Source organism: Yoonia ponticola, assembly GCF_014199395.1.
Taxonomy (GTDB): Bacteria; Pseudomonadota; Alphaproteobacteria; order Rhodobacterales; family Rhodobacteraceae; genus Yoonia; species Yoonia ponticola.
The window spans coordinates 1-11,872 of record NZ_JACIJM010000021.1 but is presented as its reverse complement, the minus strand read 5'-3'; the positions used below and the strand labels follow the sequence as shown (position 1 = coordinate 11,872).

The following is an 11,872-nucleotide window of genomic DNA, read 5'->3' as shown; positions in this document are numbered from 1 at the left end:
GCAAATTGAGGAACCGTCGCGGGATGGAGCAGCCCGGTAGCTCGTCAGGCTCATAACCTGAAGGTCGTAGGTTCAAATCCTACTCCCGCAACCAAATTTAGCAAAGAGTTTCAATACGTTACCAGCCACCTTCGGGTGGCTTTTTGCGTTCGAAATTCGCGCGGTGCTACGATGGTGCTACGTTTGGAGTTCTGGCGGATGTGTCAGGCTAACGTGTTAGCTTAAAGAAAGGTAAAGGTGACTTTATTTAGTATTTACTCGCTAACGAGCTAGATGCTTCGTGCCATTTTCGACGCAGCAAAGTACCAACAGACTAAATCAAAAAAATCTGCGAAGTGAAGTTTCCAGTACTCTGAACCCATAAATGCGACGAAATCTCTGATGGCCTGACCGCAATCGAGGAACTGTCTCAGGATACCGTCACCAAAGCCGGGCATGACTAAATCTGAAAAGGTTCGTTCTCCCATTTGGTAACGCTCAATCAACCACTGTTTTACAGTGAGGTGCCCCTAGATTTGTAGACGGTTTGCTTGGTAATTTTGCGGCATTATGGAGTAATCTCACCAAATAAGGTTATTGCATAATCTTAAATGGTTAGCCATAAGGGGTGTATGGAAAACACTGATTATGAACGCCCTAACACTGTATCGGGCTTGAACGCCAAACGAAAAGAACTGGTCAAACTGCTGGGAAATATTACGGCAGAAGCGGAACGGGTGCGCACCAGCATCAAACATATCGACGCCTGCGTTGCGCTGTTTGATCCGAACGCCAAGCCCCTGACTACTTATCATGACGGGTTTATACCGCGCCACACAGCGCCAAAGGGGCATTTGAAGCGCTTTATCCTGACACAGCTTAGAGAGGCCTCAGAACCGCTCTCAGCGCGTCAGATCGCAGAGGCTTGGGCAATAGATCAGATGATTGAAACGGATACCGAGACCTTGCGATTGCTGCGAAAGCGCATCGGCATTTCTATAAACACTATCAAGCATGATGGGCTTGTTGTTTCTGTCGGGATGGATGGACCGAGCAAGTTATGGGCAGTGAAAAAGGGCGACCACTGAGGTCGCCCTTCGTCGTCACGGCTTGGGGAAGTCGGCTGGCAAGCTGTTTGCCATCGGTACTTCTGGGAACAAGCGCCCTTTAACCACATCAGCGATGCGGCCAAAATTGAGCGCCCCATAATATGCGGAAATCCACGAATATGGGATTCCGAGTGAGCGTGCCAGTTTGATTACGGACGCCATGGCAGGCGTTACTTTCAGATCGTGCATCTAAAATCCTTATGATGCTGCGACCGAACGTCAGACTTGACGGAATCTCCAAAATGAATCATCAGTCAGTTGTTGGCTGTCGTTAGTTCAGTCAGTTTCAGGGATGGAGACGAAGCCTAGGCCCCGCCTCCTGCACGCCCTTACGGCGGCTGCTCACCTGCTAAGTGTTACGAGCACTTTGGCAGATCAGGGTGGTCGTCATATGGGCTCCACTGCTCGAACCTCCTTTGTTGCAATCGATTGTAAGCGGGCAGCGCTTAACCCCCTTAGAAGGGAATGTCTGAGTCAAGATCATTGACGGGCGGAACATAGCTTCCGTACCCATCACCTTCACTTGACGTAATCTTAGGTTCGTGTTGGTCATGTGGCTCGGTGGTCGTGTAAACACCTTTCCGACCGGGCACGCTCCAAATGGTGTCCATGCGGTAAAGCTTGTTTTGCAGAAATCGCCTCTTTTGGCTGACCTTAAACTTACGCCACAGCCCCACCAGGATTTGATCCAAAGATGCCTCGTCGCCATATGCGCGAATGACCGTGACAAGCTGGTCCTCAAGCTCGTCAGCCTTAGCGACTGACAATTCCTCAAGCAGTTCTGGGGGGAGGTCGTGGACATTGCCCAAATCGGCAGGCAAGGCGGATGTAAGGCCATATAGCCGAACCAATTCATCCGGAACCTCAGCTAAAAGGTCCGCGATACTGTCCAGCCGCTGGTAAGGCCCACCCCGATCAGCCGCGCGAATTTGCTCCGCCCAATCGCGCAATTCCTCAAAAGCTTTATTGACGTTCTCGACGTATTCTGGCATGAATTCCTCACAAGCTATGAACCATCATAGGGCCACTAACCCTAGGTTCCGAATCACCCACCCCAGAAATGGCGGTGGGTTTTTTCGTTTCTACCCTATTTGGTTGCGTGCGGCAAGGTGTGGCGCTTCAAAAACATCACTTTCCACTCTCGCACTTTGCAAGCGCGTGATTTGCTAGCTGCTTGCATCGCATTAAACTTGCGCAAGTCTGTCCATGTTGCTTTTGATTTATGCGGCGTGGCGCTGCCAATATCCAGCCCACTGGCGGGACACAGGGGCCACAGCAACCGCGCCCATCGCCATTGCGAACTGATGGCCGTTAGCCTGACGGTTAGTGTCCTCACGCCATGCCATTTCAGCAGCATATGCGCCCAAGTACTTACCTGCGATATGGTGGTGTGTACCAACCTCTGCGCGGCGCAGGCGGCTAAAGAATGACTCCGCTTGGTTGGTGCAGGCCCCGTCCTTGGAATACGCGATCTGGTGATTGATGCGCTTTATCGGGAAGTAAGCGGCCAGCTTGTCCCAGTGGGACGCTTCATCTGCATGAACTGTTGCGCCGTGCTCGACGTTAGCGGCCACAAGAGCCACCCCTTCGGCTTCGGTGCGCGTAACATATGTAAGTGTACGGCCACCGCGCTCACGCATCACGATAACGCTCTGACGCTTGCCTGACTGATGAACCTTCTTGCGACGGTCCTTGCGATCCTTCTTTTCGTTAGCTGGCTTCACATAGCCTCCGAAGTAAGCGCCGTCCACTTCGACATTGCCGGACAATGCGCCGTTGTTGCGGGCAATCTCTATGCTTTCGCGGACCTTGTGTAGCAAAACAAACGCAGTTTTGTAGTCAACAGACAGATCGCGGGACAACTGCAACGCGCTGTAGCCTTTTGCGCCATTTATGAAGATCGCGATTGCGGCCAGAATGTCGCGGATTGCCAGTTTACGGCTTGCGAAGATCGTCCCAGAGGCCAGGCTGTATTGCTTTGCACAGCCTTTGCACTTGTACACCTGACGTGTTTTGAGGTCATAGGCTTCACAGCAACCGCATTCTGGGCAGTAAGGCTCGCCATCGGTGTCAGCAAAGCGGATTTTGCGGAAAGCGTCGCGGGCTTCGTCGTGTGACATGCGCATAACCTTTACTAGTGAAAGTGTTTTTGCGGCTGGTGACAAGAGGAAGTGTTGTGACATGATGCTAACCTTATTTGGTTAGCAATATATGACAGTGGACAGAACCCACGTCAACACATATATTAACCGAATATGGTTATTCCAAAAAAGGTGATCCATGGAAATGATTGATAAGGTGCAGCGACCCGCGCCGCCAAAGCCCGTTGCTCGCAAGAGAAACCCTGTGAATGCAGAATATGAAGACAAAGCCAGAGAAATGGTGCGCGAAGCCATGCGCGCAAAAGGTGTGACCGTTGATCAACTCACGACGCGCCTGTCTCTAATAGGTGTTGATATGAGTTCGGGTGGCGTCGCCAACAAAATAAGTCGCGGTGGGTTTAGCTCTGCGTTCTTACTTCAATGCCTTGCTGCGATGGACCTTGAAATAAAGGTTGAATGACACCTCACCTTATTTGGTGAGCTTGCTCCATAATGCCGTAATTTTGGAACCAAGGAGAGACGGATATGAACAAAGGAATACGGTTTACAGACGAGTTCAAACAGGACGCTGTGGCACAGGTCGTAGAGCGTGGATATGCGGTCAGCGAAGTGGCTGAGCGGCTGGGAATTAGCACTAAGTCGCTGTACACTTGGAAGACGCAGTTTTCGAAGCTGCCGCATGTACGAGCCGAGGCTTTGGACCAAGCTGCTGAGATAAGACGGTTGAAGCGCGAACTGGCGCGGGTAACCGAGGAACGCACCATCTTAAAAAAGGCGACCGCGTACTTCGCGCGCGAGTCTCAGTGAGGTACGCGTTTATTGAGGCCCACCGTGCAGAGTTTTCAGTGCGGTCGATGTGCCGGGTGCTGATGGTGCATTTCAGCGGCTTCTATGCATGGCTTAAAGAACCGTTAAGTGCGCGTGCGCTCGAAGATGCACGTCAGACTGAACTGATCCAGCAGGCGTGGGCTGACAGCGGCAAGGTATATGGCTATCGTAAATTGACGGACGACTTGCGCGATCAGGGCGAGTTGTGTTCCGAGAACCGCGTGGCGCGTCTGGCCAGCCTTGCAGGCATCGCAGCACAGATTGGTTATAAACGCCGTCCTGGTAAATACGGCGGGACGCCAGCAGTGGTTGCGGCTAATACATTGGACCGACAGTTTGATGTCAGCGCGCCAGATTCAATCTGGGTGACCGACATCACCTATATCAGAACCCACGAAGGTTGGTCGTATCTGTCTGTCGTAATTGATCTGTTCTCAAGACGCGTTGTCGGATGGTCGATGCAGTCACGCATGACAACCGACCTCGCTTTGCAGGCCCTGCTGAGCGCCATGTGGCGGCGTAAACCAAAGACCAAAGTCATGATCCACTCCGACCAAGGCTCCCAATTTACCAGCACAGAGTGGCAATCGTTCCTTGGCAAACATAATCTGGATGCCAGCATGAGCCGCCGTGGAAATTGCCATGACAACGCCGTTGCTGAGAGCTTCTTCCAGCTCCTAAAACGAGAACGGATCAGGCGACGGACATACCTGACACGCGACGCTGCTAGGCAGGACGTGTTCGATTACATCGAGATGTTTTACAACCCAACACGCAAGCACACCAACAATGGCATGCTGTCGCCGGTTGACTATGAAATGAAACAGAAGAAAATGAACGAAGCAGGCGTCTAGGAAACTAGGGGCACCTCAGCACCACAACTTGTCAATAAGCAAATAATCGACGTTAGAACCGCTATTCTTTTCATTTTATTCAACTACTAAGTCCTTTGTTATAACATATCGGCGTAGCACGCAGAGCTTTTACCCCCATGCCTGGCACATTAAAATTTGATCCATCGAGATTCGTCACTTCTTCTAAAGACTCAAAATCGGTTTATTTTTCGATAAAAATCCCAAGTTAATAACTGCATTTCAAATGACGCAATTGTTTTATCTCAAAGTGAACTCTTCGCCTGCAATGTCCAGAACTCTGTGTTGGGAATAAGGCGTTCACGTGACTTTTCCCGAAACCTCAAATCTTGAGTGTCTAGAATTTTCTTAAGTTATTTAAATCGGCACTTCGCCGGCATGCAGCCCGCCAAAACCTACCACCACAACGGCGTGGAGGGGTGTTTAAAAGGGCGTAATTAGCCGATCAGCAAGCTATGGATGCTTGTGGGGGCCGGTGTTGCCGCAGCTATTTTTACAGCGATTGTAATTGTCGCCCTTTGCTGCTTTGACTTGCGATAAGCCAAGAGTACGGGCGCTGGTGTAACGGCATTGCGAACAAAGTCGCCGTATACCAATTAGTGTCTCCCATGCTGGGCGTCTGTGGGATTCAAATAGAATGAAGTTTCAAGAAACCGTACGCTCTAGGTAAACTCGTAGTAATGCTTTTCATGGCTGACGCAGACAGATATTATGAGCTTGCACATCCGTCATGTGAGCGCAATATTGACTAACTGTCGGGTGTGTTGTTTTAGGGGGCTACATGAGATTTAAATCCAGCCTTGATCATTTAGACCCAGTTGCGTCAAGATCCACCGTTGGTGACACTGTTTATCGTGCCTTGCGCGATGCGTTGACCGTGGGGCGATTTGATCCGAGTCAGGTTCTGACGATTTCTGCGATGTCACAAGCGTTTCAAACCAGTCATATGCCAGTTCGTGAAGCTCTGCGGCGACTAACTACTGAAGGTGCATTGGAAGTAGGGTCTAGTGGCTCTGCGCGCGTGCCAGCGGTGGATCGTAAGCGTTTGGACGACATAATCGAGGCTCGCGTTCTATTGGAACGTAAAGCGACCATGCTTGCCGCAACTTGGATTACAGAAGATGCATTGGATGAGTTGGCACGGTTGGCCCGCATCCATTCTGAGGTCGCAAATCATCGCGACGTTCATGATATGCTGTTGAAGAATAGAGATTTTCACTTCGCAATATACCGAACATCCGGTTCTGGAGTGCTGCCATCATTAATTGAAGCTCTTTGGCTCCAATATGGTCCTTACATGCGGATGCTATCTGAGCAGCTCAATAGTTCATGGCGCGATGGCGATCATAAGCCATATGCCATTGGGCATATGGAAATTGTTGAAGCGCTACGCGGCCATGATGCCGACCGAGCAGCTGATGAGGTGGAGGCTGATATTCGCCGCACTCAGACGCAACTGCAAGCTGCGCTGCAGGACCAATTGGCCGACAGTTAATCGGCGCGTTTAAGCGCGGTAACCTCTAGTTCTATCTTCATTTGCTCTTCGGCCAATTGCACGATGACAGTTGTGTTGGTGGGGCGAGGTTCACCAAATGTACCACCCAATATTTTAGAGACGGGCATGATGTCGTCACGCGTCGTCAGAAACACGCGTACGCGCACAATATCCTGCAACGTCGCATTTGCCTGCGCCAGAGCTTCGGCAATGTTTGCTAAGGCTCGGTGAGTTTGGTCTTCTACACCCTCAGGAACCTCCCCGGTTTTGAAATTGTAACCTACTGTTCCAGAAACAAAAATAAACTCCCCATCAACGATGGCGCGGCTGTAGCCCGCTAATGTTTCGAACTTCGAGCCGGACAAAATGGCTCGTCTCGTTTGGTTTGTCATTTTGGTTTCTTTCTACTTGCGCATTTGATCAAATTTAGAATAGCCTAAAAAAACCCGCTCGACAACGATCCATACTGGAATAAGCAGAACGCCATGCGAAAACTTTCAAGACGTATCACTGACACTTCTCCCAAGAGCTACGGCATGGTCGCTAAGGCCGCGGGTGTTGACCACACGAACCGTGACATAATCCATTTGGAGCTTGGTCGCCCGTTTCACACCACGCCCAAACACATCGTAGATGCGACGGTAAATGCCTTACGCAGTGGCGAGGTACACTACAGCGACTTACCCGGGTTGCCGCAGTTTAGGGACGCCATTCGCGATAAGCTTATCGCTTACAACGGAATTCAAATTACATCTGATGATGTTATTGTGACCAACGGGTTAACCCAAGCATCCTATGCGGCCTTTATGGCTCTCGTTGATGATGGGGACGAAGTTATTCTCGTTGAGCCATACTACCCTCAGCATTTGGGTAAGATTGAAATGGCTGGGGGCAAGCCTGTTATCGTCGCTCTAAATCCCGAAGATAACTATAGGCTTGATGCCGCACTTATCGAAAAGGCTATAACGCCTCAAACCAAAGCCATTGTGTTGGTCAATCCGTGCAATCCAACAGGGCGTGTGTATTCTCGCGAAGAGCTGATGAGTGTCTCTGAACTTGCGCTGCGCCATGATCTGTATGTCATTGCGGATGAGGTCTATGATCAAATCGTATTTGACGATGCGGAGCATGTCAGCATCGCGTCGCTCCCCGGCATGCAAGACCGCACTGTGTCGATGTACGCATTCACCAAATCCTTTGCGATGGATGGCTGGCGACTTGGTTATCTCACTGCAGGGAAAGAGGTTTTGGGTGCAGTTGCCAAGATCGTCGCAAGCGAAGTTACGCACGTAAATACGTTCATCCAATATGGCGGGATCGCGGCATTGACGGGGGCGAACGAAATTCTGGCCGAGATGGTAGCAGACGATAAACGCAAGCGCGACTTGGTAGTCTCGCGTCTCAACCAAATGCCCGGAGTTGTTTGCGCGCGTCCAGAAGGCACGATTTATGCCTTCCCCAATATTTTAGCTACGGGCCTGAAAAGCCAAGAGGCCGCTGACCTTTTGCTTCAGGAGGCTGATGTGGTGGTGGAATCTGGTGCGTTTTATGGACAGGCCGGCGAGGGCTTCCTACGCGTGTGCTTCGGGTCCGCAAGCTATGAACGCATCGAAACCGCTATGGATCGGATGCAAACCTTTTTCAATAAACTGTGACGCTGTAAGTCATTAAAATAAAAATACTGCGGAAAACCGTAGAGCAAAAAAACAAGTCCAAGACTTAAAGAGAAACAACAGAGAGAGACCTAAAAAATGTCAATTCGTGCGATAACCGCCCTTGCTTTGCTTTTCGCAACAAGTGCCCACGCAGAAACAGTTTGGGATATGCACATCAACTTCCCCACTGGAAATTTTGATACGCAAAACGCCATAAGATTTGCAGACGCTGTTAAGGCCGAAACCAACGGCGACGTTGTGATCAACGTTATGGCTGGTGGCTCGCTTGGGCTAAAGGGGCCGGAAGTTCTGGGCGCGGTTCGTGATGGCATCGTTCCGATTGCACATTTCCATTTGGATACCACGGTTGGTGATGAGCCGTTCTTCGGCATTCAGGGGCAGCCCTACCTGACACGTAACTTTGACGATGCGGCAAAACTGGATGCGCTGGCAAGACCCGTTTATGAGCAGATTGCCGAACGTAACAATCAAAAAATTCTGTACTCCGTCTTTTGGCCAGGTGCGCACCTCTATACAAAAACGCCAATTGTGGAAGTTGCTGATCTCGAAACGCTCAAAATCCGTACGGCAAACAAGTCGAGCACAGAGTTTTTGTCTGACGTCGGTGCGGCTCCTGCGTTAATGCCTTGGGCCGATGCGCTTGTCGCACTTGCCTCTGGTGGCCTCGACGGGATCGCAACGTCGGCCACATCGGGTGTGGACGGAAAATTCTGGGAGTTCATGGATGCGGTTACAACCACCAGCTATGTGAACCCAACCGCAGTTGTGAGTGTCAATCTGGATAGCTTTAACAAACTGTCTGCAGAAAATCAGCAGATCATCGCGGACATAGCAGAGCGTATGCAGCCCGAATTTCGGGGTGTTGCCGAGCAAGAAGATAGCGTTCGTCTGAAGGAACTAGCAGATGCGGGTATGACTGTTTCGGAACCAAGTGAAGCACTTTCAGCTGCACTTGAAGAGGCCGCCGAAAAGCAGTGGGATCACTTTGTAGAAACCGCCGGCCCAGATGCTCGTCCTGTTCTTGATGCCTACTTGCTCGAGCGCAACTGATGCAGATCCGCTCCCTCAATCGCGTGGTTAACGTCTGTTCAAAGATTGCTGAATCAACAGCAGCGATATTCCTTTGGATGATTTTTCTCGTGCTCTTGGGGGAACTGTTGTCACGCAACCTTCTTTCCCGCTCTTTGGCGGGAAGTTGGGAGATGGCGGCGTTTATGATGGCTGCGATGTTCTTTCTGGGACTTGCACCAGCGCTTGTCTCAGAGAGCCATGTGCGTGTCACCATGCTTTCAGGTCGTCTAAGTGGGCGATTGGCTTGGCTTGTAGAAGCGGTGGTTTTGACCGTCGCCTTTGCAGTCAGTAGTTATGGCGCAACCGCGCTCATAAACCTCGCCATTACATCTCTTCAACGCGGGTCGCGATCATGGGAGTTATCGATTCCTCTGGCCGTGCCGCAAGCTTTTGTGGCGCTTGGCATGACATTGTTTGCTTTCACGTTCGCCGCCAAAATAATCTTATTATTATTTGATAGTAATGAGTTGAGTAAGGAAGACCACGGATGACTATTCTTATTTCAACGCTTGTTGGTGTCTTCCTAGTGTTGCTGGCAAGTGGTGTGTGGATTGGCTTGTCGATGATGGCCACCGGGATCGTCGGACTAGGCGTTTTTCGTGACCTTCCGGTTGATAAAATCCTTGGGCAAAGTTTATTCAACACCGTCAGCTCGACTGAGCTATTGGCTTTGCCGCTCTTTATTTTGATGGCAGAAATGCTGTTTCGCACGCGCTTATCTGAGAACATGTTCTCAGGATTGGCCCCTTGGACGACACGTCTTCCCGGCCGCTTACTGCATATCAACATCGTCGCGTCTACGCTGTTCGCTGCAGTCTCTGGATCTTCAGCAGCGACAACCGCAACTGTCGGGCGCATTACTCTGAGTGAGCTTGATAAGCGCGGGTATGACCGCGACATTGCGATTGGATCTCTTGCGGGGGCAAGCACGATTGGGTTCTTGATACCACCTAGCCTACCTATGATTATCTATGGGGTTCTGGCAGAGGTTTCTATCTTGCAGCTGTTTATCGCGGGCATCATTCCAGGATTACTCCTCGCCTTTGGGTTTAGTCTTATGACGATGGCGCTCAGCATTTATCGCGGGACGTCCAAGGCTGGCGGCGAGACGTATACTCGTAAAGATAGAATACAAAGCATCCGCGACTTGGGACCAATAACGGCACTGATTATGTTGTTGATTGTAGGCCTTTACAGTGGAGTTGCCAGCCCAACAGAAGCAGCAGCTCTAGGCGTAGCTGGGGCTATGGCGCTTGCGGCCTTATCAGGAGATTTGTCGTTTTCAACACTTCGCGCCGCGGCTGTGTCGACTGTATATACCTCAAGCATGCTAGCCCTCATTACTAGCGGAGGCGCTTTTCTTTCTGTGGCTTTCAACTATCTGGGTATTCCAACTTTTGTTGTTGGTTTCGTCACCGATGCAAACCTGTCGCCTGTGGGCATTGTTTTGGTGCTGCTGGTTTTGTACCTTTTCCTTGGCTGCATTCTCGATGGAATGTCGATGATTGTTGTCACCCTTCCGATCACTTTGCCGGCTATACTCATTGCGGGATGGGATCCGCTTTGGTTCGGTATTTTTCTGGTCGTCACAATCGAAATGGCACAGCTCACGCCGCCAGTTGGGTTCAACCTTTTCGTTATTCAAGGCATTACAAAAGAACCCATGATGCGGATTGCGAAATCCGTCGTGCCATATTTTGGGGTTTTACTTGTTCTGATGGCGGTGTTGATTGCGGTGCCGGATATTGTTCTATGGCTGCCGAGTAAACTTTAACAAGTCGACCTGCTCCTCGGTCGAACGCCTTGCCCTCTCTACTATTCGTGTTGGGGTAGGTGGCGGGTGAGGGCGTTAATCTTGAACCCGGGCTTTCTCGGGGCGAGCCTACGAGGCCTGCATGATTCACAGTCCCCGAATTAAAGGGGGCATGATGAGCAATCTGTATTGGTTGAGCGAAACTCAGATGGAGCGGTTGAGGCCTTATTTTCCGAAAAGTCATGGCGTGCCGCGTGTCGATGACCGACGGGTCCTCAGCGGAATTGTCTGCATCAATCGCAACGGCTTGCGCTGGCGTGACGCGCCGCGGGAATAGATAGATGCGAGCTGGAATTTCGCCGTGCGCCAGGTCGCAACTCGGCCAGACAATCGCGCCACACTTCAAGCGATCCAGACCGGACTGTCTCCGCTCGTGAACGCTGAGTTGGAACAACTTCTTTCAGATGCGGTCAAACGTTCGACATGAACGGCACGCCCATCACGCAAGCGGAGCTAACGCGAAACCTGAACGCCGCTTTCGGCACTGACCTTACGGCGGCAGGTCGCGGACATTCACTGACGCTGCGATCCAGACCTGTTTGACGATGAAAGTGCTTTTCGGGATGGTGCTTCGCCAGACGACTGGCTTTGTGGAAACAGCTAGAGATCGTCAGCGTTCTTGGATGTTTTGATTTTTACGATCTTGCCAAGTTTGACACAAATGAAATCAACGCACAGTAATTTACTGAACTCCTGTCGAGATCCGCAACAAAAGATGGCGCGTTGAAGACGTTATCAGGCTTCAGCCCCGGGGAATGGGCTTCGAACCGAAGGTCTGGAACGCTGTCCGTTCAAAACCTAGCATTAAGGAGTAAGTATCGTTGGTTGCAAGCTCCCGCAACCAAATTTAGCGAACTTTCTACTTTACCCAAGCCCGCTTCTCCGGCGGGCTTTGTTATGTGCAGTAGTTCCAACAGCTTACCCTTC

Annotated in this window: 12 protein-coding genes, 1 tRNA gene and 2 pseudogenes; 11 read left to right on the top strand and 4 right to left on the bottom strand. The window is 50.9% G+C overall.

Annotated features, from left to right (window positions below; translation table 11 throughout):
• Window positions 1–17: 17 nt before the first annotated feature.
• Window positions 18–94, top strand: a tRNA-Met gene (locus FHS72_RS18240).
• 517 nt (window positions 95–611) lie between these two features.
• Window positions 612–1,067: a hypothetical protein gene (locus FHS72_RS18235; RefSeq protein WP_183531174.1), complete on the top strand. Its 456-nt coding sequence runs from the start codon at window positions 612–614 to the stop codon at window positions 1,065–1,067.
• Window positions 1,068–1,082: 15 nt separating this feature from the next.
• On the opposite strand, the gene FHS72_RS18230 is transcribed toward FHS72_RS18235, so the two are convergent.
• The 3 genes from FHS72_RS18230 to FHS72_RS18220 form a co-directional block, all read right to left on the bottom strand.
• The gene (locus tag FHS72_RS18230; RefSeq protein ID WP_183531173.1) at window positions 1,083–1,277 is read right to left on the bottom strand and encodes a hypothetical protein; all 195 of its coding nucleotides are present in this window, start codon (window positions 1,275–1,277) and stop codon (window positions 1,083–1,085) included.
• 266 nt (window positions 1,278–1,543) lie between these two features.
• Window positions 1,544–2,080 (bottom strand): hypothetical protein, encoded by a 537-nt coding sequence (locus FHS72_RS18225; RefSeq protein WP_183531172.1) that lies wholly within the window; start codon window positions 2,078–2,080, stop codon window positions 1,544–1,546.
• 228 nt (window positions 2,081–2,308) lie between these two features.
• Window positions 2,309–3,271: an IS1595 family transposase gene (locus FHS72_RS18220; RefSeq protein ID WP_183531171.1), complete on the bottom strand. Its 963-nt coding sequence runs from the start codon at window positions 3,269–3,271 to the stop codon at window positions 2,309–2,311.
• A gap of 97 nt (window positions 3,272–3,368) precedes the next feature.
• On the opposite strand from FHS72_RS18220, the gene FHS72_RS18215 reads away from it, so the two are divergent.
• The 3 genes from FHS72_RS18215 (at window position 3,369) to FHS72_RS18205 (ending at window position 6,385) form a co-directional block, all read left to right on the top strand.
• Window positions 3,369–3,650 carry a DUF6471 domain-containing protein gene (locus tag FHS72_RS18215; RefSeq protein WP_183531170.1) on the top strand — a complete coding sequence of 94 codons (282 nt, stop codon included), beginning with the start codon at window positions 3,369–3,371 and terminating at the stop codon, window positions 3,648–3,650.
• Window positions 3,651–3,715: 65 nt separating this feature from the next.
• Window positions 3,716–4,872, top strand: a protein-coding gene (locus tag FHS72_RS18210) for an IS3 family transposase (RefSeq protein WP_425511126.1) whose coding sequence is annotated in 2 segments (ribosomal slippage) — window positions 3,716–3,953 and window positions 3,953–4,872 — 1,158 coding nt in all. Because the reading frame shifts where the segments join, the coding sequence is not laid out codon by codon here.
• Window positions 4,873–5,671: 799 nt separating this feature from the next.
• The gene (locus FHS72_RS18205; protein ID WP_183531168.1) at window positions 5,672–6,385 is read left to right on the top strand and encodes a GntR family transcriptional regulator; all 714 of its coding nucleotides are present in this window, start codon (window positions 5,672–5,674) and stop codon (window positions 6,383–6,385) included.
• Here the strand turns inward: FHS72_RS18205 and FHS72_RS18200 are convergent.
• A complete protein-coding gene (locus tag FHS72_RS18200; RefSeq protein ID WP_183531167.1) occupies window positions 6,382–6,777 on the bottom strand; it encodes a RidA family protein in 396 nt (131 codons plus the stop codon). The genes FHS72_RS18205 and FHS72_RS18200 overlap by 4 nt on opposite strands.
• 144 nt (window positions 6,778–6,921) lie before the next feature.
• On the opposite strand from FHS72_RS18200, the gene FHS72_RS18195 reads away from it, so the two are divergent.
• From FHS72_RS18195 to FHS72_RS18170, 6 genes and pseudogenes are all read left to right on the top strand, one after another.
• On the top strand, window positions 6,922–8,040 hold the full coding sequence (locus tag FHS72_RS18195; protein WP_246414882.1) for a pyridoxal phosphate-dependent aminotransferase: 1,119 nt from the start codon (window positions 6,922–6,924) through the stop codon (window positions 8,038–8,040).
• A gap of 96 nt (window positions 8,041–8,136) precedes the next feature.
• Window positions 8,137–9,111, top strand: a complete 975-nt coding sequence (locus FHS72_RS18190) for a TRAP transporter substrate-binding protein (RefSeq protein ID WP_183531165.1) — start codon at window positions 8,137–8,139, stop codon at window positions 9,109–9,111.
• On the top strand, window positions 9,111–9,623 hold the full coding sequence (locus tag FHS72_RS18185) for a TRAP transporter small permease (RefSeq protein ID WP_183531164.1): 513 nt from the start codon (window positions 9,111–9,113) through the stop codon (window positions 9,621–9,623). Before FHS72_RS18190 ends, FHS72_RS18185 begins: the two co-directional genes overlap by 1 nt.
• The gene (locus tag FHS72_RS18180; protein WP_183531163.1) at window positions 9,620–10,906 is read left to right on the top strand and encodes a TRAP transporter large permease; all 1,287 of its coding nucleotides are present in this window, start codon (window positions 9,620–9,622) and stop codon (window positions 10,904–10,906) included. Before FHS72_RS18185 ends, FHS72_RS18180 begins: the two co-directional genes overlap by 4 nt.
• Window positions 10,907–11,060: 154 nt before the next feature.
• Window positions 11,061–11,219: pseudogene (locus FHS72_RS18175) on the top strand (transposase); the annotation flags it as partial.
• A 241-nt stretch (window positions 11,220–11,460) separates the two neighbouring features.
• A pseudogene (locus tag FHS72_RS18170) lies at window positions 11,461–11,544 on the top strand (transposase); the annotation flags it as partial.
• Window positions 11,545–11,872 lie beyond the last annotated feature (328 nt).

Excerpts from the sequence above, each read along its gene's own strand:
- FHS72_RS18230 (WP_183531173.1), bottom strand. The coding sequence starts at position 1,277 with ATGCACGATCTGAAAGTAACGCCTGCCATGGCGTCCGTAATCAAACTG.
- FHS72_RS18205 (WP_183531168.1), top strand. The coding sequence starts at position 5,672 with ATGAGATTTAAATCCAGCCTTGATCATTTAGACCCAGTTGCGTCAAGA.
- FHS72_RS18225 (WP_183531172.1), bottom strand. The coding sequence starts at position 2,080 with ATGCCAGAATACGTCGAGAACGTCAATAAAGCTTTTGAGGAATTGCGC.
- FHS72_RS18185 (WP_183531164.1), top strand. The coding sequence starts at position 9,111 with ATGCAGATCCGCTCCCTCAATCGCGTGGTTAACGTCTGTTCAAAGATT.
- FHS72_RS18200 (WP_183531167.1), bottom strand. The coding sequence starts at position 6,777 with ATGACAAACCAAACGAGACGAGCCATTTTGTCCGGCTCGAAGTTCGAA.
- FHS72_RS18180 (WP_183531163.1), top strand. The coding sequence starts at position 9,620 with ATGACTATTCTTATTTCAACGCTTGTTGGTGTCTTCCTAGTGTTGCTG.
- FHS72_RS18190 (WP_183531165.1), top strand. The coding sequence starts at position 8,137 with ATGTCAATTCGTGCGATAACCGCCCTTGCTTTGCTTTTCGCAACAAGT.
- FHS72_RS18195 (WP_246414882.1), top strand. The coding sequence starts at position 6,922 with ATGGTCGCTAAGGCCGCGGGTGTTGACCACACGAACCGTGACATAATC.
- FHS72_RS18220 (WP_183531171.1), bottom strand. The coding sequence starts at position 3,271 with ATGTCACAACACTTCCTCTTGTCACCAGCCGCAAAAACACTTTCACTA.
- FHS72_RS18235 (WP_183531174.1), top strand. The coding sequence starts at position 612 with ATGGAAAACACTGATTATGAACGCCCTAACACTGTATCGGGCTTGAAC.
- FHS72_RS18215 (WP_183531170.1), top strand. The coding sequence starts at position 3,369 with ATGGAAATGATTGATAAGGTGCAGCGACCCGCGCCGCCAAAGCCCGTT.